Source organism: Streptomyces sp. NPDC058985 (genome assembly GCF_042740985.1).
GTDB lineage: Bacteria > Actinomycetota > Actinomycetes > Streptomycetales > Streptomycetaceae > Streptomyces.
The window spans coordinates 160,994-182,644 of record NZ_JBHYJX010000011.1; the positions used below are offsets into that span (position 1 = coordinate 160,994).

General features: G+C 68.8%; 17 protein-coding genes and 3 pseudogenes. 11 read left to right on the forward strand and 9 right to left on the reverse strand.

The window, feature by feature from the left end; translation table 11 throughout:
- The first annotated feature begins 248 nt into the window (after positions 1-248).
- Together ACFW01_RS13335 and ACFW01_RS13340 are read left to right on the forward strand one after the other, a co-directional pair.
- Positions 249-1,316 carry a DUF3500 domain-containing protein gene (locus ACFW01_RS13335; protein WP_234959140.1) on the forward strand — a complete coding sequence of 356 codons (1,068 nt, stop codon included), beginning with the start codon at positions 249-251 and terminating at the stop codon, positions 1,314-1,316.
- A 599-nt stretch (positions 1,317-1,915) separates the two neighbouring features.
- Positions 1,916-2,248: pseudogene (locus tag ACFW01_RS13340) on the forward strand (transposase); the annotation flags it as partial.
- 251 nt (positions 2,249-2,499) lie between these two features.
- On the opposite strand, the gene ACFW01_RS13345 reads toward ACFW01_RS13340, so the two are convergent.
- From ACFW01_RS13345 to ACFW01_RS13360, 4 genes and pseudogenes are all read right to left on the reverse strand, one after another.
- Positions 2,500-3,048, reverse strand: coding sequence for a hypothetical protein (locus ACFW01_RS13345; protein WP_384503572.1), 549 nt, complete (start codon positions 3,046-3,048; stop codon positions 2,500-2,502).
- 21 nt (positions 3,049-3,069) lie between these two features.
- Positions 3,070-3,330, reverse strand: coding sequence for a hypothetical protein (locus ACFW01_RS13350; RefSeq protein ID WP_384503574.1), 261 nt, complete (start codon positions 3,328-3,330; stop codon positions 3,070-3,072).
- A gap of 292 nt (positions 3,331-3,622) precedes the next feature.
- Positions 3,623-3,835, reverse strand: a complete 213-nt coding sequence (locus ACFW01_RS13355) for a hypothetical protein (RefSeq protein ID WP_234959139.1) — start codon at positions 3,833-3,835, stop codon at positions 3,623-3,625.
- 22 nt (positions 3,836-3,857) lie between these two features.
- A pseudogene (locus ACFW01_RS13360) lies at positions 3,858-4,693 on the reverse strand (IS5 family transposase).
- 263 nt (positions 4,694-4,956) lie between these two features.
- Between ACFW01_RS13360 and ACFW01_RS13365 the strand changes: the two are divergent.
- A complete protein-coding gene (locus ACFW01_RS13365; protein WP_384503576.1) occupies positions 4,957-5,580 on the forward strand; it encodes a hypothetical protein in 624 nt (207 codons plus the stop codon).
- Between the two features lie 143 nt (positions 5,581-5,723).
- Here ACFW01_RS13365 and ACFW01_RS13370 read toward each other — a convergent pair.
- Positions 5,724-6,911, reverse strand: a pseudogene (locus ACFW01_RS13370) (IS3 family transposase).
- A 1,468-nt stretch (positions 6,912-8,379) separates the two neighbouring features.
- Here ACFW01_RS13370 and ACFW01_RS13375 point away from each other — a divergent pair.
- Both ACFW01_RS13375 and ACFW01_RS13380 read left to right on the forward strand, forming a co-directional pair.
- The gene (locus ACFW01_RS13375) at positions 8,380-8,739 is read left to right on the forward strand and encodes a DUF6221 family protein (protein WP_384503578.1); all 360 of its coding nucleotides are present in this window, start codon (positions 8,380-8,382) and stop codon (positions 8,737-8,739) included.
- A gap of 583 nt (positions 8,740-9,322) precedes the next feature.
- Positions 9,323-9,721, forward strand: a complete 399-nt coding sequence (locus ACFW01_RS13380; RefSeq protein WP_234959136.1) for a PIN domain-containing protein — start codon at positions 9,323-9,325, stop codon at positions 9,719-9,721.
- Positions 9,722-9,810: 89 nt separating this feature from the next.
- On the opposite strand, the gene ACFW01_RS13385 is transcribed toward ACFW01_RS13380, so the two are convergent.
- On the reverse strand, positions 9,811-10,956 hold the full coding sequence (locus ACFW01_RS13385; RefSeq protein WP_234959135.1) for a Zn-dependent alcohol dehydrogenase: 1,146 nt from the start codon (positions 10,954-10,956) through the stop codon (positions 9,811-9,813).
- Positions 10,957-11,168: 212 nt separating this feature from the next.
- Between ACFW01_RS13385 and ACFW01_RS13390 the strand changes: the two genes are divergently transcribed.
- From ACFW01_RS13390 to ACFW01_RS13415, 6 genes are all read left to right on the forward strand, one after another.
- Positions 11,169-11,795 (forward strand): XRE family transcriptional regulator, encoded by a 627-nt coding sequence (locus ACFW01_RS13390; RefSeq protein WP_234959134.1) that lies wholly within the window; start codon positions 11,169-11,171, stop codon positions 11,793-11,795.
- 210 nt (positions 11,796-12,005) lie between these two features.
- Entirely contained in the window at positions 12,006-13,442 is a 1,437-nt protein-coding gene (locus ACFW01_RS13395; protein WP_234959133.1) for a gamma-aminobutyraldehyde dehydrogenase, read from the forward strand.
- Between the two features lie 185 nt (positions 13,443-13,627).
- A complete protein-coding gene (locus ACFW01_RS13400; RefSeq protein WP_234959132.1) occupies positions 13,628-15,055 on the forward strand; it encodes an FAD-dependent oxidoreductase in 1,428 nt (475 codons plus the stop codon).
- A gap of 67 nt (positions 15,056-15,122) precedes the next feature.
- Positions 15,123-16,661 carry an NAD(P)/FAD-dependent oxidoreductase gene (locus ACFW01_RS13405; RefSeq protein WP_234959131.1) on the forward strand — a complete coding sequence of 513 codons (1,539 nt, stop codon included), beginning with the start codon at positions 15,123-15,125 and terminating at the stop codon, positions 16,659-16,661.
- A gap of 12 nt (positions 16,662-16,673) precedes the next feature.
- Entirely contained in the window at positions 16,674-17,585 is a 912-nt protein-coding gene (locus tag ACFW01_RS13410; protein ID WP_234959130.1) for an alpha/beta fold hydrolase, read from the forward strand.
- A gap of 148 nt (positions 17,586-17,733) precedes the next feature.
- On the forward strand, positions 17,734-18,996 hold the full coding sequence (locus tag ACFW01_RS13415) for a helix-turn-helix domain-containing protein (RefSeq protein ID WP_234959129.1): 1,263 nt from the start codon (positions 17,734-17,736) through the stop codon (positions 18,994-18,996).
- A gap of 50 nt (positions 18,997-19,046) precedes the next feature.
- Here ACFW01_RS13415 and ACFW01_RS13420 read toward each other — a convergent pair whose 3' ends face one another.
- The 3 genes from ACFW01_RS13420 to ACFW01_RS13430 form a co-directional block, all read right to left on the reverse strand.
- Positions 19,047-20,375, reverse strand: a complete 1,329-nt coding sequence (locus ACFW01_RS13420) for an FAD-binding oxidoreductase (protein ID WP_234959128.1) — start codon at positions 20,373-20,375, stop codon at positions 19,047-19,049.
- Entirely contained in the window at positions 20,372-20,872 is a 501-nt protein-coding gene (locus tag ACFW01_RS13425) for an SRPBCC family protein (RefSeq protein ID WP_234959127.1), read from the reverse strand. The genes ACFW01_RS13420 and ACFW01_RS13425 overlap by 4 nt, the downstream gene beginning before the upstream one ends.
- 87 nt (positions 20,873-20,959) lie before the next feature.
- Complete coding sequence (locus ACFW01_RS13430; RefSeq protein ID WP_234959332.1) at positions 20,960-21,562, reverse strand: TetR/AcrR family transcriptional regulator; 603 nt, start codon at positions 21,560-21,562, stop codon at positions 20,960-20,962.
- Between the last annotated feature and the right edge of the window lie 89 nt (positions 21,563-21,651).

The window sequence follows — 21,651 nt, forward strand, 5'->3', positions numbered from 1 at the left end:
TTCCTTCCCCGAACGACTTGCAGTGGGCACCAGACCGCGCGCCCCTGCGGATCACAACGGGTCTACCGTCGCCACAGGCAACCGTCCTCACAAGAGGCGTGAACCAGCCAGAGTCCAGCCGTCCAGCTCCGCCGTGGCCCGGCACATGGCCCTCATGGACAAGAAGGACGCCGACCGGCGCCGAGACGCGCGCCGCAGGCCTCCCCGCGGGCTGCCGCTGACAACAGAGGTATGGCTGGCATCTGTTGGTGAAGGCCGCACAGGCCTTCCTGGACGGACTCAGCACCAAGGTGCGCCGGGCCTGCGTCTTCGACGTGGACGACGACGAGTGGCTGGCCTGGAGCAATGTCGACGGCTACGAGCGCGAGGGCGCCCGCATGGGCGACCTCACCGAGAAGCAGCGCAACCTCGGGTACGCGCTGCTCGGCAAGGCCCTGTCGGCCGAGGGACTGACCCAGACCCGCAACATCATGAAGCTCAACGCCTTCCTGGGCGACTACAACGGCGGTGGCAAGGAGACCCTGACCGAGGGGCACTACTACTTCACCTTCATGGGGACTCCGTCCACGACCAAGCCCTGGGGCTTCCAGTACGAGGGCCACCACGTCGCCATCAACTACTTCGTCCTCGGCGACCAGGTCGTCATGTCCCCGACCTTCATGGGCTCGGAGCCGACCTCGGCCACATACAACGGCGAGAAGATCACCCTTTTCAAGCCGGAGACCAAGGCCGGTCTGGCGCTGCTGCGGTCCCTTACCGCGGCGCAGCGCAAGAAGGTCATCTCCGCCGACGAGAAGGGCGGCACCGACATGGTGGCCGGGGCAGGCCAGGACAACCTGAAGCTCGTCTACCAGGGTCTCGCCGCCAAGGAGTTCACCACCGCTCAGCGCGAGAAACTGCTCGAACTGGTCGGCGTCTACGTCGGCTACGTGGACGACGGCCACGCCGCGGTGAAGTTGAAGGAGGTGGAGGAGCACCTCGACGACACGTACTTCTACTGGATCGGCGCGACCAAGGACTCCTCCGCCTTCTACTACCGGGTGCACAGCCCGGTCGTACTCATCGAGTACGACGCCCAGCCCCCGCTTGCCTACGGCGAGAACGCCCAGATGGGCGGAGGTGGCGGCGCCCCCAGCGGGCAGCCCGGTGGCATGCCGAGCGGCCGACCCAGCGGTATGCCCAGCGGAGGGCCGGGCGGTGGTGGCGGTATGGGCGGCACTCCCACTCAGCAGCACATCCACACCATCATCCGCACGCCCAACGGCGGCGACTACGGCGTGGACCTGCTCAAACTGCACCTGGAGACCGACCACTGACGCGGCGCCCCCAACCTCGCGTGCGGCCGCCTCACGGCACCGGTCGCCACGCCCATGACCGGCCGTGTCGCGCGCGAGGATCCAGTTTCCCGGGACGCCGGCCCGGAGACGCCAGTGCGCTCGGGCGGGCCGGCCGCGACGTCCGGGAAGGCTGAGGGGGTCTTGAGACTCCCTGCGGTCGACCTCCGAGTGCGGTCGCGACGAACTCGTCGCGGATGATGGCTTTGATGTCGTGCTCGGCGACGGTGCGGCCGGCGACGGGCACAAGCCAACCGCCCGACTGGGACAACGCCATGCCTGTCACCAAAGCAGGCAAGGTGTATTTCTCAACACACCACGTCCCTGACGGGCCAGAGGACTGGCGGAACAGTGGCAAGATTTGAAGTACTGCCAGGCCGTGCCGCTGGTCCGCTACATGTCTCACACCGCCTCTCGCGCCGCCTCGCATCCTTCACGACATGCGCCGAGGGTCCGCAGCACGCCCACCCCAGGCCAGCGCGGAAACCGCTGGCTCCCCCCCCGGCCCGCACGATGACCAAGACCTGGTCCACCCACGCCGCGTGGTCGGCTCGCCGTCGACCGCCGCGGCCGCTATGGGAAGCGGGCCGGGAAGACCGCGGACCCGGCCGGACGCCGTCCTGGCGGACCGCGCGTAGTCCTCTCGCGCGATCCGTGGACATCTCCGGCGGCGAGGCGTCCGCGCCGTGATCCCGCAGCCCGCCGAACAGATCGGTCACCGAGTGCGGCGAGGTCGCGGCGGTGGCCGCCCGCCCGGATTCGACGCTGAGGCATACGAACAACGCAATGCCGTTGAACGGTGCATCAACCGGCTCAAGCAGTGGCGTGGTCGGGCCATGCGAACCGACAAGCTCGCCATCGCCTACCGGGCCGCACTGAAGCTCGTTGCGAATTTCATGTGGACGCGGCTCTGAACGAGGGCATGAGCGAGGTACCGACGAAATGGGCCTCACTGAGTGACGAAACGCAGGCAGGGGTCAGCCGGGCACCGTCGGGATGTGCCTACGTTTGTGCTCTACCGACCCCGTTGAAGTAACTCCACGTGCTGGAGGTCACGTTCCTGCAGGTCATCGGATCCGTCGGGTGCCCGGCCTCGGAGCCTCGCGGACCCCCGGCGTCACGGCATGCCCGCACCGTGACGCCCCGGCTGCACACTGCGGACGGGCTACGTCATCAACTCGATGTGCGGATGCTCGGGATTCGCCGGGCAGACGAACAGGTGCTGCCGGTAGCCGCTGCCTATCTGGACCCCGGTCGCGTTGTAGCCGCGGTGGCCGGGGTAAGGTCCAGCACCTGGGTGAGGGTGCGGATTCCAGCTGTTCCCGGCGTCGTCACCTTCCTCGAACGTGGCGACGGTCATCAGGACCTCCATGCGGGTGCCGCATGCGGAGCAGGGCTGCGGGCTGGGATCGTTTGCGTCCCAAGCGGGCCAGCCGCCGACCTTCCAGCCGGGTGCGTTGGACAGCACACAGTCGTAGTACGTGTCCGGGTCCATGTCTTCCTCTGCTGCCTGCGGCACACTCCACTGCTTGAGCTGCTTCCGCAGTCCTCCGCTCAGCTCCATATGGTCGGGGTACTCGGTGATCTGCTCCGGTTCGAGCACGCACGGTTCCGGTAGATAGCCGTCGAACTGCACTGCGGGCGGCTCGGGGGGCGGGTCGAGGATGTCGGTGACGGCGGCTGCCGAACGCCAGAAGAGCAGGGTCCTGGGCATGATCGGATGATCGAAGGGGCATCACAGAACCTGCAGCAGGTCCTTACCCTCCGGCGGGCGCAGATCAGGCACATCCCGTACGTACAGCTGCGCCACGGGCAGCATCGCTATGGGGCCGTCGTACGACTGGACCGCCAGCCTCACCGGATACGTCCGAGGGGGCCGGATCCGCTCAAGAGTCTCCCGTTCCTCCGCAGTCATGTCCCGGCCGTGCGAGGCGGCGAAGATCCGTCGTTCCAGCCGCAGATCCGCCGGGGACAGGGCTGGGTTGATGCCGTCCACCACATGCGGTTCCTCGCAGTGCGGCCACGGTTCCTCAGCGGGCCACAGCAGCGGCCCGCCGATTGAGCTGTCGTGCCATGTCGGCGCCCCAGGGCGGGGGTGCAGGCGAGTCGCCGTGCGGGCCAGCGAGGCCAATTGGGGAAAGACCGCCACAACATCAATCGGCCGTGGCGGAGTGACAGGAGTGTCATTCATGGCCGCAATCTTGCCAATCGCCTCTGACAACGGCCCTCGTGGCCGCCCCACGAGATGCAGCACCCCGCGCACGGCACTTCCAGGAGACAGGCTCAGCTCATCCGGGCGGCACGAGCAGACTGACGGGATCGGGCTGTCCATCCCAGGTGACCCGAAGTGCATTCGGGATGGGCGCCCCTGCGTAGCCGATCATGCCGAAAGGGTGGGCCGACTGCGGCTCAAGGTCGAACGGCCGCTCCAGACCGTTCGCCATTCGCGGCTGGTCCACCACAGTCACGGCCAAAGCAGGCGCGTCTCCCACGTTGACCATCCGGAAACGCTGCTTAGAGGTCCTAACAAAGGCGTTGGATGTGGCGGTGGGTGATGAGGCAGGTGGCGAGTCCGAGGAATGCTTCGTGGATGTCGTCGCGTCTCTCCCAGCGGATTCGCAGGCGGCGGAAGCCGTGCAGCCAGGCGATGGTGCGCGCGATGACGTAGCGGAAGACGCCCAGGCCGGAGCCATGTTCGATGCCGCGTTCGGCGATGACCGGTCTCATCCCGCGCTGTCGCAGCAGGCGGCGGTACTTGTCGTGGTCGTAGCCGCGGTCGGCGAGGAGTGCGTCTGGCCGGTGTCTGGGCCGGCCCACGACGCCGGCCACGGCCGGGGCCTTGTCCAGCAGCGGCAGCAGCTGGGTGACGTCGTTGCGGTTTCCGCCGGTCAGCGACACCGCGAGCGGGATGCCCTGGCCGTCGGTGAGGACGTGGTGCTTGCTGCCCGGTCGTGCGCGGTCGACCGGGCTGGGTCCGCTTTTGGGCCGCGCCGAGCGGCCCGCACGTGGGAGGAGTCGATCACCGCCCGGGACCAGTCGAGCTTCTTCGCGGCCCGCAGCTTCTGCAGCAGCACCAGGTACAGTTCGTCCCACACGCCGGCTTCGTTCCAGGCGGCCAGGCGCCGCCAGCACGTCATGCCGGATCCGAAGCCCAGCTCCTGGGGCAGGTACTCCCACTGGATGCCGGTGTGCAGCACGAATAGGATTCCGCACAGTGCCTGCCGGTCCGGGACGCGCGGCCTGCCCTCCACCAGCTTCGGTCCTGGCTCGGGCAGCAACGGCTCGATGAGCGACCACAGTTCGTCCGACACGATCCAGGGCCGCGACTGTCGATTCCCCACGAACAGTCCAACGACCACCCAAGCCGAAAGTCACATGATCAACGACTTCTGTTAGGACCTCTTAGAGGTCATCTCATGTGGCGTGAGTGCGGTGCGGCACTGAGCCGAGGCGCGATAGCTGTTGTATAGGCAGGCTTGTTGTGACCGGCAAGGCCGTAGGCGCGCACAGGCGACTTCGGCTAGGCCGACTTCGCCCTCACGGCATGAACGACCGGCCTGCGGGCCTGAGGTGGGCCCCGGCCGTGTGGAACCGGGCGCTCGGGTCGCACGTCCCCCCGTACATGCTGATCGTCCTGGGGATACTCTTCGCCGTCGCGCCCGCCGTCGTCTGGATGACGATCGCCCGCACCCGCCCCGTCGGCTTCGCGATCGGCGGCACGCTTCTCGCCGGAGCCGGTCTGCTGATCAGTGTTCAGCAAGGCTGGATCGACGCCCCGAGACCCGACGCCCATCTCATATTCACGGCTCTCGCGCCCCTGCTCATAGCATGCGGTGCGGGACTGGAAGGACGGCACGAGAACTCTCCTCCCCCGCAATGGACCTCCCGTCGCAACGGAGCGATCGGCTTCCTGGGCATGCAGTTCGCCCTCACCCTCGTGGTCGGCCTCCTGTACGCGCTGATGATCAGCGAAGGCTCGGACGCCCCGGCGTCCAAGGCCCTCCCTTCCTTGCCGGAAGGCATCAGCATGGTCAGCGAAGGCACCAGCTGCGGTTCCGGCGGCTGCTGGCGCGTCGCGATAGTCACCAGTGAGGACGGCCTGTCCCGCCCGGAAATCATCCGCGAACTGGGCCTCCAACAGGAGAGCTGCCGCCCCAGCGGTTGGCTGCTCGACTGGCGTGACGTATGCGTCGGAGCCAGGGACAACGGCGAGAACGTCACCGTCTACGCCGGCTGGGGGTACTGAGAGGCCGTCTCCTGGTCGTTCACGGTGGTCCTGAACGAGGATCTGTGACAATCAGCGTGCCTCACTGGTGACAACTGCCGTGCTTCGGCACAGGCATGATGTTGGCTTGTGAGTGCTGAACCGCTCCGGGATCGGTGGAGGCTCTATGCGTTGACTCCAGCCGCCGGTTGGGGCTGGTGTTGAACGTAGTGGTTGGTCTCGTGCTCGTGGGGCGGGATGTCTCCGATCGCTGTGTGGAGACGCTGGTTGTTGAACCAGTCGACCCATTCAGCAGTGGCGAGTTCGACGTCGGCAAGGCTGTGCCAGGGCTTGCGCGGCTTGATCAATTCGGTCTTGTAGAGGCCGATCTGGGATTCCATGAGCGCGTTGTCCAGGGCATCGCCGACGGTGCCGATCGAGGTGTCGATGCCGGCGTCGAGGAAGTGGGCGGTGAACGCGAAAGACGTGTACTGACTGCCCGCATCCGAATGATGAACCAGCCCGGGCCCAGCGGGAGTTCCGGCACGGTCCCGGCGCACAGCGCCATGTCGAGGGCGTCGAGGACGAGCTTGGCCCGCTTGCTCGTGGCGGCGGACCAGCCCACGATCGCCCGGGAGAACACGTCCACGACGGATGCGACGTAGACGATCCCGGACCAGGTCGCAACGTAGGTGAAGTCGGCCACCCACCGCTCGTTCGGACAGGACGCGGTGAAGTCGCGTTGCAGCAGGTCACCGGCCCGCTCCTGGCCGTCGTCCCGGATCGTGGTGCGGATCTTCTTCCCGCGCCGGGCGCCCTCCAGGCCGAGGTCCCGCATCAATCGGGCGACGGTGCAGCGGGCCGCAGGTATGCCTTCGCGGTGCAGCTGCCGCCAGACCTTCCGCACCCCGTAGACGCTGAAGGCCACGTGAACGCGGCTGATCTGTGTCTTCAGCTCGGCGTCACGGACCGACCGGGCGCTGGGGGCGCGGTTCTTCGCCGCGTATAGGTGCTCGTTGCGATCTTCAATCCGTGGCTGGTCAGGACACGGCAGATCGGCTCGACTCCGAACACCTGGCGGTGTGCGTCGATGAACGTCACGAGCGTTTCGACGGCCGGTCGAGCTCGGCCGCGAAGAAAGCCGACGCCGCCTTCAAGAGCTCGTTGGTTCGGCGCAGCTCGGCGTTCTCGGCCTTCGACCGCTTGATCTCCGCGGCCTCCTCGGACGTGACGCCAGGCCGCTGGCCACCGTCGACTTCGGCCTTGCGGACCCAGGTCCGCACCGCCTCAGCAGCACCAATGCCCAGCTTGGCTGCGACAGCCTTCATCGCGGCCCATTCGGCTGAATAGTTGGGACGAATCTCCGCGACCATGCGCACCGTTCGCAGGGTCCGATCCTCAAATTCTCAGGCTCCAGCTCCATGTTGGGCCAGGCGACAGCGGCTGTCCTATCGGTCCCAGATGACCCGACTGCAACGCAGCGTAGTCAGCACGAAGTCAGCACGGGAGGGGTGAAGACGGGTGATGACGTGCGCTTTCAGTCAGCACCAAACCAGCACGGGAGTCAGCACGCCATCGTCAAATCATGTCAATCTACGCGTCACAGACGCCGCTTGATTCGCCCCCTTCCAGGCGGCCGAAGCGCCCCTTGGTGAGGACACATGGGGACTGCGCGCATAGCTCGCCTCCGAAGTATGGTGTCCCACCACATACGCCTCTGACCTGCACCTTCCTACGGTGTGGCGACACGCAAACGTCCCCGTCACACCCCAGGAAGTGGTGCCGATGTCGTCGCCCGCAACCGCTCCACCCACCCCGAACAACCTCAAGCGCATCGTCGCCGCCTCCCTCATCGGCACCACCATCGAGTGGTACGACAACTCATTCGATCGGCGCTAGGAACTGCGGTTTCCTGTGATTCCGGCCTTCGAAGTCAGCACGGAACCAGCACGGGGTCCGCTGCATACTGCCTCGGTGCTGACCGACCTGCGTCCCAGCGCACTCCACTGCCCCCGACGGCCTCCAGACATCGTTGCTCAGTGTCACCAACGACCCGAGTCGACGGGCACAAGTCAACCGCCCATGTGGGACAACGCCATGCCCATCACCAAAGCAGGCAAAGTGTACCTCTCGACACACCGCGTCCCAGAGGGGCCAGAGGACTGGCGGAGCCGTGGGAAGGATTGGAGTACTGCCAGGCCGTGCCACCGGTGCACCACATGGCTCACCGCCTCTCGCGCCGCCTCGCGTCCTTCACGACATGCGCCGGGAGTCCGCAGCACGGCCCGGCCAAGGCCAGCGTGGAAACGCTGACTCCCCGGCCCGAGGCCGCTGAATCGCTCTCGTGGACGCCATCGCGGACCAGAGACTCGCGACCTGCCGGAAGGCCATCAGTCACCTGCTGCGGCTCGGGCCGGACGGGCCGCCCTCCGTGGCCGCGGCCGGGCAGACATAGCAACGCCACGATGGCCAAGACCTGGTCCGCCCACCCCGCGTGGTCGGCTTACCCTCGATCGGCGCGGCCGCCACAGGGAATACGCCGCCGACGACGTCTCCGCGTTCGTCCGCGACCACGTCGACCGCCAGGCCGTCACCCCTGGAGCCGCTCCGCTTCTACACCGCGCAGCGGCTGGAGGACGCGGGCATCGGCATCAAAGCCTCCACCATCCGTGCGACCGCTCCCGCAGCGGGAAGCCCGACCAGCCGCGCCGCTGGCCCGAGCCCGACGATACGGCAAACGGGTAAACCGCTGGTACGGCGAGACCGTCACGCAGGTTCTGGCCACCCGGCACGGCTACCGGCGCAGTGCGGAAAGATGACCCCCATGGACGAACTGGTGCAGTGGCTACGCACGCAGCTCGAGGAGGACGGATCCCGATCGCTCCGACCCAGGCGACGTGGGCCTCCAAGGAGTGCACCTTCAGCATCGGCAACGGCCACCCGCACGTGGACCTTGGCACCGTTCACCTTGATCAGGTGAGCAGCGTCAACGAACAGGAGATGAGGCACATCGCCGAGCACGACCCGGCGCGGGTCCTGCGCGAGACCGCCGCCGCCTGGGTGCTGCTCACGCAGTACGTGACCGTGAAGGGCTGGATGCCGGACGACATGATCGGTGTCGTCGCGCTGGGGACGTCCATCCACGCCAAGGCCGCCGTGTATGCGCACCGGCCCGGCTACCGCGACGAGTGGCGCCCGTGACCGCTACCTGCCTGCCCGACTCTGGCAGCCTCTTGCCCTGGGTGGGGATCGCCGTCGGCGCGGGTCGTCCTCGGGATGGCCGCCCTGCGGGGTACCTGTTGTGGCGGTCCCGCCGGCGCCGTAGGCGATAGCTGCCGCGTGTTCGCCCTGCCGTTCCTGGCCGTGGCCGCTGACGACACGAGGGTGACCAGACCCTCCCGCGATGCGCCGAGTATCCAGGCGATTCGGTGGTAGCTCCGGGCGAGGAGAAGTATCGGGCGGACGTGGTGCGACCGGTCCGGGTAGCGTGCCTGGGTGCTCTTCACGCAGATGCAGCCAGTGCTTGGCGCGCGTCTTCAGCCGATTGATGGTAGTCGGCTCACGACCGTGCGGGGAACTATGCCCATCCATTCGCGAGCCTGGTTTCTGTCGGGTTCAGCGCCTTCGACGCCCTTGAGCCGCTCGCCCCGACCCGGCATGTCGGCTACCAGTACGTCGGCCTGAAGAAGCTCGACGAGACCCATGGCCCCGCTGACCCGGAAGCCGTCGCAGCCAAACGAGCCAAGCTCACCGGGGGCACCTCATCCAGCGCCGGGGTGGCCGCGTGAGCGGCGCGCTCATCCTGGACAGCGATGGTCTCGCCAAGGCCGTACAGCGTGACCGCGAGGTCCACGAGTGGCTCACCGCCGCCCGCGACACCGACCTCCCGGTGATCACCTCGGCGGCAGTGCTCGTCGAGGTGATCCACCCCCGCATCAACGACGCCGCCCTGAGATGGACGCTGTCCCGGCTGCGTGTCGAGCCGGTCACCCAGGCTCTCGCACAGTCCGCCGCCGCCCTGCTGCGCGCCGCCGGGCTACACGGCCACACGTACGCCATCGACGCCATGCTCTGCGCCACCGCACTCGCCCACCCGGGCCGCCTCACCATCCTGACGTCTGATGTCGAGGACATCGCCTCGCTCAGTGCCGACCACCCTCGCGTGACCGTCGAAAAGGTCTGACTGAGCCGCCCCGGGGAGCTCGGCGTGACTCCCAGACGTCGACCCCGGTAGGCCCCGGCGACGAGCGGCCCGCGAGGCGGCTCCGACGATCAGGCCGGCTCCTCGCCGATCGTAAGAAGCGTGCGCAGGGTTCGGCCGGCGGCGAGGTCGTCGAGGGCGGCCTGTGCCTCGTCGAGCGGGCGGCGGGCGGAGATCATGGAGTCCAGGTCGAGTCGGCCGTCCAAATAGAGGTCGACCAGGTGCGGGATGTCCTGCTGGGGGTCGCCTGATCCGTAGTTGGAGCCGAGGACCCGCTGATTGGCCTCGGCCAGGGCCAGCGGGTCGAAGCGGGCAGTGAAGCCGGCCGGGGGCAGGCCGACGATCACGGCTGCGCCGCCCTGGCCGAGCGAGGCGATGGCCTGTTCGGTGGTGGTGATCTTGCCGATGGCGTCGAAGACGTAGTCCAGGCCTTCCGGCACGGCGGCCTTGAGCCCTCGGACGGTGTTCACCTGCGAGGCGTTGACCGTGTCGGTCGCCCCCAGGCGGCGGGCGGTACGCAGCTTCGCGCCGTCGATGTCGACGGCGACGATCCTCGAAGCACCGGCCAGGTAGGCGCCCTGCACGCAGGACAGGCCCACCCCGCCACAGCCGATCACCGCGACGGTCGCGCCCGCCTCCACACCTGCGGTGTTGCGGACGGCACCGACGCCGGTGGCGACCGCGCAGCCCACCAGTGCCACGGAGTCCAGCGGGGCGTCGCGCCGGATCCGCACCGCCCCGGAGGCGGGGACCACCACGCGCTCGGCGAAGGACGAGACACCCAGGTAGTGGTGGAGCATGGCGCCATCACGGCTCCAGCGACTGGTGCCGTCGAGCAGGACGCCGCCGGGGGCGACGACCGTGGCGACGATGTCACACTGCCACGGGCGGCCGAGCCCGCATTGGCGGCACGTTCCGCAGCTCGGGACCCACGAGAGCACGACGTGGTCGCCGACCTCCAGACCGGTCACTCCCGCGCCGAGGGCGGTAACGACCCCCGCGCCCTCATGACCCAGCACGGCCGGCGCGGGGACGCCCCACTCCCCCTTCAGCACGTGCAGATCGGAGTGGCAGACACCGGCCGCGGTGATCGCCACCTCGACCTCCCCGGGCCCGGGTGCGGCCAGCTGGACGTCGGTGATCTCAACGGGTACTCCCGGGCGGGTGAAGACCGCGGCGCGCACGGTTCGTCCGGGGCGGATGGCGGGTGTGCTCATGTCGTTCTCCAGGATTCGGCCGTTGCCGGGAGGGACGGAACGAGGTGAAGAAGGGAGCCGGCAAGGGCGGCGGCGTGGGTGAGGCGGAACACCTCGCGGTTTAGCAGCACTAAACTTCCCTCCCAATGTTTTACACCGCTAAACTCGCTTGAGGGAAGACCTCGCGCCACCCACCACACCCGAAGCGGGTCGCCAGCAGGAAGCGAGTCACCATGACGCACTCCCCCGCGCAGCCGCAGGGCTCGGAGCAGGACAGCTCTGACCCCCGCATGTCCCGGCTCGGCCCGAAGCTGCGCACTCTCCGGCAGCAACGGGGGCTCACCCTCCAGGCGGTGGCGGACAGCGCAGCCGTCACCAAGGGATTCCTCAGCCTCGTGGAGCGCGGGCGCACCACCATCTCGGTGCCGAACCTGTTGCGCGTCTGCGAGGCCCTCGGCATCTCGGTCGGCTCACTGTTCGACTACCCGGACGAGACCGTGGTCCGAAGCGGCCTCGGGGCTCCGCTGGAGATGGGCGGCGAGAAGATCCGCGAGTACCTCCTCACGCCCGCCACCGAGCAGCACCTCCAGGTGATGCGCACAGTCCTCGATCCGGGCGGGGGCTCCGGCGGCGCGTACACCCTGGACTCCGAGACGGTGTTCGTGGTCGTCGTCCGCGGCAGCCTGCACCTCGCCGTCGACGGCCAGGACATCCAACTGGAGGCAGGAGACTCCCACACCTTCTCCGCCCGCTCGGCGCACGCCTGGGACAACCCGGCGGCCGTCGAGGCCGAGGTGCTGTGGTCCATCGCCCCGCCCATCCCCCGCGAGCAGTCGCAGCGCGTCCACGACGCCTCCTGAGACCACGGCGGAACCCACCGCAACCTCCCGTACCTCCACCGCACCCGACCGAACCGCCCACTCCACGACCTGACACAGCCTCAGCGCAGGGCACGGCCCTCAGCACGACGGCCGCTGCCCGGTCCCGCCATGGCTCGCGCCGGTCACCGTTTGCCCCCACCGGTCGCCGGACCCGGCGTCCGCAGCCCCGATTGAAGGAGCAGAAGCCCGATGAGCGAGCTCAAGATCCTGCGCAACCACGTCAACGGCACGTTCACCGACGCGGCCGACGGCCGCACCGCCCTCGTCCTCGACCCGACGACCGGCGAGGCCTACGCCACCGCCCCGCTGTCGGCGCAGGCCGACGTGGACGCCGCCATGGCCGCCGCCGGTGCCGCGTTCGAGCCGTGGCGCGACACCACCCCCGCCGAACGTCAGCTCGCCCTGCTGCGGATCGCGGACGCGATCGAGGCCCGTGCGGACGAGCTGGTGGCCGTCGAGTCCAGGAACACTGGAAAGCCCCTCGCGCTCACGGCGGCGGACGAGATCCCGGCCATGGTGGACCAGATCCGCTTCTTCGCGGGTGCCGCCCGGATGCTCGAGGGCCGTTCGGCCGGCGAGTACATGAAGGGCCTGACCTCCATCGTCCGCCGCGAGCCGGTGGGCGTCTGCGCCCAGGTCGCGCCGTGGAACTACCCGATGATGATGGCCGTGTGGAAGTTCGCCCCGGCGCTCGCCGCGGGCAACACCGTCGTCCTCAAGCCGTCCGACACCACGCCTGACTCCACCGTGCTCCTCGCCGAGATCATCGGTGAGATCCTCCCTCCGGGTGTCTTCAACGTCCTCTGCGGGGACCGCGAGACCGGCCGGGCGATGGTCGAGCACCCGACCCCGGCGATGGTCTCCGTCACCGGGTCGGTCCGCGCGGGCATGCAGGTCGCCGAGTCGGCGGCCAAGGACGTCAAGCGCGTTCACCTGGAGCTGGGCGGCAAGGCCCCGGTCGTCGTCTTCGAGGACACCGACATCGCCAAGGCCGTCGAGGAGATAGCGCTGGCCGGCTACTCCAACGCCGGCCAGGACTGTACGGCCGCCACCCGCGTGCTCGTCCACGAGGCCATCCACGACGAGTTCGTCACCGCCCTCGCCGAGGCCGCCGCCGAGACGAAGACCGGCCGACCGGACGACGAGGACGTGCTCTACGGCCCGCTGAACAACGCCAACCAGCTGAAGCAGGTCTCCGGCTTCATCGACCGTCTCCCGGCCCACGCCAAGGTCGAGGCCGGCGGCCACCAGATCGGCGACAAGGGCTACTTCTACGCCCCGACCGTCGTCTCCGGCCTGAAGCAGGACGACGAGATCATCCAGAACGAGGTCTTCGGCCCGGTCATCACTGTCCAGTCGTTCCGTGACGAGGAGCAGGCCCTCCAGTACGCCAACGGCGTCGAGTTCGCGCTCGCCTCCTCGGTCTGGACGAAGGACCACGCCCGCGCGATGCGCATGTCGAAGTCGCTCGACTTCGGCTGCGTGTGGATCAACACCCACATCCCGCTGGTCGCCGAGATGCCCCACGGCGGCTTCAAGAAGTCCGGCTACGGCAAGGACCTCTCGGCCTACGGCTTCGACGACTACACGCGCATCAAGCACGTCATGACCTCGCTGAACGGCTAGAACCCCGAAGGAGGAGGAGGTGACCGGGCTTCCGTCCGGTCACCTCCTCCATTTGTCTCTCCTCCGGCCCGCTGTGCAACCTGCACACACCTCTCCCGCAGGTCGGAGCAGAGCGGTGTGGAGACGCCGCCCTCCTAAGCCGCAGGCTGCAGACACAGCCCAGCAACGCCTCGGAGAGGAACGTCATGAGCAAGTCGTACACACCGCAGGAAGCCGACGTCGTCGTCATCGGCGCGGGCGTCTCGGGTCTCACGGCGGCCCGCCGCCTCACGCAGACCGGTCAGTCCGTGGTCGTCATCGAAGCGAACGACCGGGTCGGCGGGCGGACCGTCAACCTGGATGTCGGGGAAGGCGTGATCACCGAGGGCGGCGGGCAGTGGGTCGGCCCCGGACAGGACCGGGTCTGGGCCCTCATGGACGAGCTCGGTATCGAGACCTTCAAGACCCACATCGAGGGCAAGTCGATGTACCTGCGGAACGGGAGGACCAAGCTCTACCAGGGCACCGTGCCCCCGCTCAGTCCCGTCGTCCTCGCCGACTACGCGCAGGCCCAGCTGCGCCTTGAGCGCATGGCGAAGACGGTGCCGCTGGAGGCGCCGTGGACCGCCAAGAACGCCCGGAGCTGGGACAACACCACCTTCGGCCACTGGCTCGACGCCAACACGTTCACCGAGGAGGTGCGCGAGCTGTTCACCATCGGTTTCAGTGTGACCGACGGTGAGGACCTCCACAGCACGTCCCTCCTGGTCCAGCTGGTTCGTATCGCGGGTTGCGGCGGGATCGACCACCTGGTCAATGTCACGGGCGGGGCCCAGGAGTCCCGTGTCGTCGGCGGCACCCAGCTGATCTCGCTCCGTATGGCGGAGCAGCTCGGCCAGCGGGTCGTGCTCGACTCGCCCGTGTCCGAGATCATCCAGGACGACCAGGGCGTCCTCGTGAAGTCCGCGCGGATCGACGTACGGGCCAAGCGCGTCGTCGTCGCCATGGCCCCGTCCGATGCCAACCGGATCCGCTTCTCGCCCGACCTGCCGACGCGCCGGGCCATGCTCCAGCGGCGGTGGTGCAACGGGACCGAAAGCAAGATATTCGCGGTCTACGACAGGCCGTTCTGGCGGGAGCGCGGCTTCAGCGGCCAGGCCGTCACCGATCTTCCGGTCGCCGGATACGTCGTCGACAACTCGCCGCCCGACGCGAGCGTCGGCATCCTGATGACCTTCGTCGGCACGGCCGGCTCGGGCTACGGCCTGCGCTGGTCGGACGCGGTCCTGGACGACCCCGAGGCCCGCCGCGCCGCGTTCCTGGCCGACCTGACGGTCCTGTTCGGCCCGGAGGCCGCCCGTCCCACCGCGTACCTGGAGCAGGACTGGACCCACGAGCCCTGGATCGGTGGCTGCGTGAGCTCGCGTCCCCCGGGCGTCCTCACCCAGTACACCGACGCCGACCGTGTGCCGGTCGGGCGGGTCCACTGGGCGGGGACGGAGACCGCCGTGCTCAACCAGGGCTACATCGACGGCGCCGTGAGCGCCGGCGAACGGGCGGCCGAAGAGGCTCGGCGCGCGATGGGTGTGCAGTCTGCACCGCCGGCCGCCGCACGTCGCCGCACGAAGGTGTAGTGGGCGCCCGATCCCCGCGGGCAAGGTGGCCGCATCGCGAGAGCGAGCCGAACAAAGGGTGAATGTGATGAGGAAATCGAAGAGCGCGACCGAGGAATTCGACATCGTGATCATCGGTGCCGGCATCTCCGGCATCGGTGCCGCCCGCTATGTGACTGAGACCTTCCCCCACAAGAAGGTGGTGGTGCTCGAAGGCCGGGAGGACATCGGGGGTACCTGGGACCTGTTCCGGTATCCCGGGATCCGGTCGGACTCGGATCTCCACACTTTCGGATACGAGTTCAAGGCTTGGAAGGACCGGGCAGCCATCGCCGACGCCCCCCTCATCCGAGACTATCTCCACGAGACGGTCACGGAGAACCGGCTCGACCGGCTCATCCGTCTGCGGCACCGTGTCGTCTCCGCCCACTGGTCCAGCGAGGAGGCGATGTGGACGCTGGCAGTGGAGGTCGACGGCGCGGAAGGCGAGGAGCCCGTCCGCAAGGAGATCAAGGCGAACTGGATCTTCGCCGGTACCGGCTACTACCGCTACGACAAGGGGTACACGCCCCACTTCGAAGGCCGCGAGAACTTCACCGGCGACATCCTGCACCCCCAGCACTGGCCCGAGGGCTACGACTACGCGGGCAAGAAGGTCGTGGTGATCGGCAGTGGCGCCACGGCGATCACGATCGTCCCGTCGATGGCGACGGGCCCGGGCGCGGCCTCGCACGTGACCATGCTGCAGCGCACGCCCACCTATGTGATGCCGGCTCCGCGGGTGGACTCGCTGGCGCTGCTGCTGACCCGGATATTCGGGGAGCAGCGGGGATACACGCTGACCCGGTTCAAAAACATCTGGATGGACCGCGGAATCGTCGTCGGCCTTCGCAAATTCCCGCGTGCGGGAAGGGCGTTGATCCGTTACGTCAACAAGAAGGCGCTCCCGGACGGCTTCGACATCGACACGCATTTCAATCCCCCGTACAAGCCGTGGGACCAGCGTCTCTGTCTGGCGCCGGACGGGGACTTCTTCAGGGCGATCAGCGACGGGCACGCCTCCGTGACCACTGACAAGATCGTCCGCTTCACCGAGGACAGCATCCTGGTGGCGTCCGGCCGTGAGATCAAGGCCGACGTCATCGTGACGGCGACTGGCCTGAACATGCGCGTCCTGGGCGGAATCGACCTCTTCAAGGACGGCGAACCAATCGACACATCGAAGTCGATCACTTACCGCGGCACGCTCCTGTCGGGCATCCCCAACCTGGCCATGGCCGTCGGGTACACGACCTCGTCGTGGACGTTGAAGATCAGCCTGGTCTGCCGCTACTTCTGTGATCTGGTCAGGCACATGGACGCGTTCGCGTACGACACGGCGGTCGCCGTGGCGGAACCCGGCATGGAGACACGGCCCGTCATGGACATCAGCGCCGGTTACGCCCAGCGCTCCAGCGACATCACGCCGCGTCAGGGCACGGCACAGCCCTGGCAGATGGCGCTGTCCTACCCGGAGGACGCCAAGCTGCTGCGGGGACCGCTGTTCGACGACAGTCTGCGGTTCAGTTCCCGGGGAGACCAGACGTTCCGCGAGCCGGCGCGGACCGCTTCGCGCGGCGGCGAGTAGAGGAGTGCGCCGATGACCGGAACGAGCGAAGCCGTCACCGCTTCACCTGACCGTTTCCTCCGGCTGCCGAACGGCGCCCGGGTCTGCTACCGCCTCGACGGCGAGGCCGGCGCGCCGCCGGTCCTGCTGCTCGGCGGGCTCGGCGAGGACCTCTCCGCATGGTCGCCGCACTTCGTCGACACCCTCGTGTCCCGCGGACTGCTGGTGATCCGCATGGACAACCGGGACTGCGGCCGGTCGACGTACGTCACGAGTCCGCCGCCGAGCGTCCTCCGCCAGGTGCTCGCCCGGCCGCGTCATGACGCCTACACGCTGGCCGACCTCGCCCTGGACAGCGCACTGCTCCTTGAACACCTGGAGGTCGGCCCTGCCCATCTGGTGGGTCGGTCGATGGGCGGAATGATCGCGCAGTCGATCGCCGCGCGGTACCCGAAGAGCACACGCTCGCTGGTCTCGATCTACTCGACGACCGGGGACCCCAGGGTGGGGCGGCCGACGGCGTCCACCAAGCTGCTCCTGGCGAGCTCGCCGCCACGGACCAGGGCGCAGGCGGTCAGGGCACACCTGCGGCTCACCGCCCACCTGGCCGGGACGCGCTATCCGGCGGACGAGGTGGCGGAGGCCGTCCACGCGGTCATCACCTGGGACCGGACGGCCGGTGACGGAGCCGCGGGCATCGCCCGCCAGATCCAGGCGATCCAGGCATCGGGAGATCGTACGGCGGAGCTGGGCGCGGTCACCACCCCGACACTCGTCATCCACGGTGACCGCGACCTCATGGTCGATCCGTCGGGCGGACACGCCACCGCCATCGCCGTGGCGGGCGCCCGGCTCCTCGTCGTGCCCGGCATGGGGCACCACCTTCCGGATTCCTTGGCGGACCATGTGATCGGCGAGATCGCCGACCACATCGCGACCGTGTAGCGACCCTCCGTGTCACGGCGTGCGGACGCACGCTCCGGAGCCCGGCGTCGCGTACCGAGCCCCGTGCCCGGTACGCGTCGCCGGGCGATCCGGCGTGGCCGGAGCCTGCCTGATACCGAGCCGGGAGGCGATGGTGCACCATGCACACATGGACGAGACGGGATCGGCGCCGGACGGTGCACCGGAGTCCGAGGAGCTGTGGTCTCCGCCGCGGGACGAGGTGGGTGCGCTGATGCGTGCGGTCGCCGAGCGGTTCCTGCAGGCGTCTCCGGAGATCGTCGAGGAACTGCTGGCGGCCTCCCAGCGAGGCACCCGGTACCGGGCGATCGTCGACGATCCGGTGCTCGCCGAGGGTGACCGGCGAATGAACAAGGCCAGCCTCATGCACTGGCTCACCGCGAACATCCACCGTCCGGGTCGTCGCGTGCCGCCCTGTGTCGAACCGGAGATCCTCGACTTCGCCCGTGACCTGGTGCGACGGGGCATGGACATCGACGACCTCGGATCCTGGCGGGCCGTGCAGCGTGTCGCATGGCGTCTGTGGATCGACGCGTGTTTCGCCGCCACGGAAGATCACGACGAACTGCGCGAGCTCCTGGAGGTTTCGGCCTACTCGATCACGACCTACGTCGACGACTCCATGGGCGCGCTCTCCGCTCGCATCGAAGCGGAACGGCAGGACCTCGCCCGCGGCGCGCAGGCAGAACGGCACGCGACCGTGCAGCTGTTGCTCGAAGGCGCCCCCATCAAGCGGGCGCGGGCGGAGGCCCGGCTCGGGTACGCCCTGACCGGCGGTCACGTCGCGGCGATCGTCTGGATCGACGGCGTCGAGCGGGCACACCGTCTGGAGCCCGCGGCCGAACGCGTCATGCGGGCCTGCGGGGTCAATCGCCGGCTGACGCTCGTCGCGAGCACGGCTGCCCTGTGGCTCTGGATGCCCGCCGCCCGCACCCCGGCTGTGACCGAGATCGAGCGCGAGTTGACCGACCTGCCGGGCGTACGGGTGACGCTGGGCCGGCCGGCGAAGGACCTCGCGGGATTCCGCCGCAGCCACCTGGACGCCGCCACGACACAGCGGGTCCTGGCCAGGCTGGGGTCCGTACGCGCTGTCGCCCGCTACGAGGACGTCCAGCTGGTGTCCGTCCTGTCGGCGGACCTGGCGCAGGCGGAGCAGTTCGTCGCCGACACGCTGGGGGACCTCGCGGCGGCGGACAGCCAGCTGCGGGAGACGGTGCTCACGTACGTGAGTGAGCGGTTCAACGCGTCGAGCGCCGCGGAGCGCCTGTTCACGCACCGGAACACCGTCGAGCGGCGTCTCGCTCGCGCCGATCAGCTCCTGCCGCTGCCCCTCGCGCAGAACGCGCCCAGCGTGGCAGCCGCGCTGATGCTGGTCCAGCTGCGCGAAGGGTGATCGGCGGAACGGGCGACCGGCGGGGCGGACCGGCCCCTTCCCGCGGCGGGTCAGTCTCCCCGGCGGCCGAACCGGTCCGACAGCCGGTCCAGCTCCCACACGGCCCTCAGGAGGAGCGAGCTGGACGCCGGGGAGGGAGTGAACCAGGGGCGCGGACGCCACAGGTTCCGCAGATCCTCATGGGGCGTGCCGCCGGCGAGCCGGTCGGCGAGCAGGGCACCGAGGTAGGGCGCCTGGGCGAGGCCGTGGCCGTTGCACGCCATGGCGTAGTAGACGTTGTCGGTGGCTTCGCCCACCACCGGCAGCCAGGACGGGGTGATCGCGATCCATCCGCCCCACGCGCGCCGCGGTGCGACGTCGCGCAGTGAGGGGAACCGCTGACGGAACCCGCGCACCAGATCGGCGGCGACGCGCGGATCCACCTCGCGGGCGCCGAGGGCGCCACGCCCGGCCTCGGCGTTGCGGACGCCGACGAGGATGGTGTTGCGCGGGGTGATGCGGAAGCTCTCCAGGACGAGATGATGGGTGGAGATGCCCACCCGGCTCGTCCAGCCGGTCGCCAGCAGTCGCTCGGGTTCGATGGGCTCGGTCTCGACGAGGGAGACCCACACGGGTGCGGACATCCGGGGCGGGGTGATGGCGAGGTCGCGGGAGTGCGCGTTGTTGGCGATGACGACGCGTTCGGCCCGGATCCGTCCGTTGGGGGTGGTGACCACCACGCCGGCGGGACCGGGCCGGATCTCCCCGACGGGGCTGTTCTCGAAGACCTTGGCTCCCGACTTCAGCACCGCGTCGCGCAGGCCGCGGGCGTACTTGCCGGGGTTGATCACTCCGCCCGCCCGCTCGAAGATCCCGCCGAGGAAGGCGTCCGGCAGTCCGAACTCGCGGCCGAGGACGAACTCGGCGTCCGCCCCGGCACCGACGAGGATCTTGGCGCTCTGCCGTGACTTCCTCAGCTGCCCCTCGGTCACCGCGGCGATGACGTTGCCGGTCCGCTCGTAGTCACACTCGATGCCGTGCCGCTCGATCAGCGCGTCCGAGTACGTGACCGAGGAGTCGGCGAAGCGGATGGCCCCCCTCAGCCGCCGCGGGTGGAGGGCGGCCAGCATCCGGGCGTCACCGGCCAGGGTGTTGGTCAGGTATCCGGCGTTGCGCGAGGCCGCGCCCCAGCCGCAGAACTGGGCCTCCAGCAGGGTCACGTCGATGCCCCGCTCGGCCAGTCGCAGGGCCGTGCCCATGCCGAGGTAGCCGCCGCCGACGACGACCGCGTCGGTCTCGATCTCACCCTCGACCGCCGGCGCGTGCTCGGCGGGAGGATCGATCCATCCGCTGAAGGACGTGTACTCGATCCCCGCCGTCTCCGCGGCTCCGGCGCTCATGCCGCACCGTCCTTGTACGAAGCCGCGGCCTGGTGCGCGGCGAGTTGTTCGAGATTGGCCAGGGACGTCGTGAACTCCGCCACGAGCATGCCTCTGAGCAGGCCCGCCACGATCCGGTCGAGGCCCTTGAGTCGGAACGCGAGCGCCGACCCGTAGGTGACGTGGGTGTGTTCCGATCCGGACACGTCGAGCATCGGCTCGAACCGCAGGAAGGGCCGGACCTCGCTGACGCCCGGGAATCCCTTTCCGGTGTACCTGCGCTCGCGATGGTGGTCGCTGCTCAGCAGTGTCCACGTGGTGATGGACGTCCAGGGGCCGAGCACGACGCTCCGCTCCTCGAAGCTCTGACCGACTTCGAGGCTGTGGTCGGCCCGGGTCACCCCCTGCACGTTGTTGCACCACTCGGCGTTGCGGCGCGGGTTGCTGGCGACGTCCCACACCGCTGCCACCGGGACCGGCATCAGCCGGGAAGCGCTGAACTCATGGAAAGTTGACATACCGCTACGGTGCCGAGACGGCCCTGCCCGTCTCTACACAAGAGTGCACCCCGGTATGCGCCCTGACGCGACAGGGTGCACCACCTGTCACTCCGACGGTGAGCCGCCACCGAGCGCCAGTCCGCCGACAAGATCCGCCACCAGGCTCGCGGCCTGGTCCCTGGCCTGCTCGGGATTGTCCGACTCGGCGATCGTGAGCGCCAGTTCGGTGAGGGCGCCGTAGAACGCGCCAGCGATCAGCCCGGCCGGGTAGGGCCGGATACGGCCGGCCGCGAGCGCGGCTTCGACGATGCCGACGAGCACGCCGCCGAGGTGACGCTGGTCGAGCTCCCGCCAGCGCGGCCAGCCAAGGGCGATGGGGCCCTGCTGGAGCACGATGTGCCGGTAGGTGTAGTCGGTGCATACGTCGAGGACCGCGTGAACAGCTCGGTCCGCACGCTCGATCGGGTCCCCGAGGGAGGAGACCGCCGCGCTGATGCGCTCGGTGGCCCGGCGCTCCTGTTCCTCGAAGACGGCCTCGAAGAGTCCGGGCTTGCCGTTGAAGTGGTGGTACAGCGCACCCCGGGTCAGCCCGGCCGTGCGCACCAGCTCCTCGGCCGAGACGGCGGAGAAGTCCCGCTCGGTGAAGAGGCGAAGACCCGTGTCGAGCAGGGCCCGGCGGGTGTTCTCCGCGTACTTGTCTCTCAGCATTTCCACCCCGCCATGAATATCACATACACTATGTATGTCAGATGCTCTCTGCATGGCACGGCGGTCGGCGCACCTCCCGCGCACATCCC

Bases quoted from the DNA above. Each gene is read 5' to 3' on its own strand.
- ACFW01_RS13345 (WP_384503572.1), bottom strand. From the start codon at position 3,048: ATGCCCAGGACCCTGCTCTTCTGGCGTTCGGCAGCCGCCGTCACCGAC.
- ACFW01_RS13355 (WP_234959139.1), bottom strand. From the start codon at position 3,835: ATGGTCAACGTGGGAGACGCGCCTGCTTTGGCCGTGACTGTGGTGGAC.
- ACFW01_RS13365 (WP_384503576.1), top strand. From the start codon at position 4,957: ATGCTGATCGTCCTGGGGATACTCTTCGCCGTCGCGCCCGCCGTCGTC.
- ACFW01_RS13385 (WP_234959135.1), bottom strand. From the start codon at position 10,956: ATGAGCACACCCGCCATCCGCCCCGGACGAACCGTGCGCGCCGCGGTC.
- ACFW01_RS13390 (WP_234959134.1), top strand. From the start codon at position 11,169: ATGACGCACTCCCCCGCGCAGCCGCAGGGCTCGGAGCAGGACAGCTCT.
- ACFW01_RS13395 (WP_234959133.1), top strand. From the start codon at position 12,006: ATGAGCGAGCTCAAGATCCTGCGCAACCACGTCAACGGCACGTTCACC.
- ACFW01_RS13400 (WP_234959132.1), top strand. From the start codon at position 13,628: ATGAGCAAGTCGTACACACCGCAGGAAGCCGACGTCGTCGTCATCGGC.
- ACFW01_RS13405 (WP_234959131.1), top strand. From the start codon at position 15,123: ATGAGGAAATCGAAGAGCGCGACCGAGGAATTCGACATCGTGATCATC.
- ACFW01_RS13410 (WP_234959130.1), top strand. From the start codon at position 16,674: ATGACCGGAACGAGCGAAGCCGTCACCGCTTCACCTGACCGTTTCCTC.
- ACFW01_RS13415 (WP_234959129.1), top strand. From the start codon at position 17,734: ATGGACGAGACGGGATCGGCGCCGGACGGTGCACCGGAGTCCGAGGAG.
- ACFW01_RS13420 (WP_234959128.1), bottom strand. From the start codon at position 20,375: ATGAGCGCCGGAGCCGCGGAGACGGCGGGGATCGAGTACACGTCCTTC.
- ACFW01_RS13425 (WP_234959127.1), bottom strand. From the start codon at position 20,872: ATGTCAACTTTCCATGAGTTCAGCGCTTCCCGGCTGATGCCGGTCCCG.
- ACFW01_RS13430 (WP_234959332.1), bottom strand. From the start codon at position 21,562: ATGCTGAGAGACAAGTACGCGGAGAACACCCGCCGGGCCCTGCTCGAC.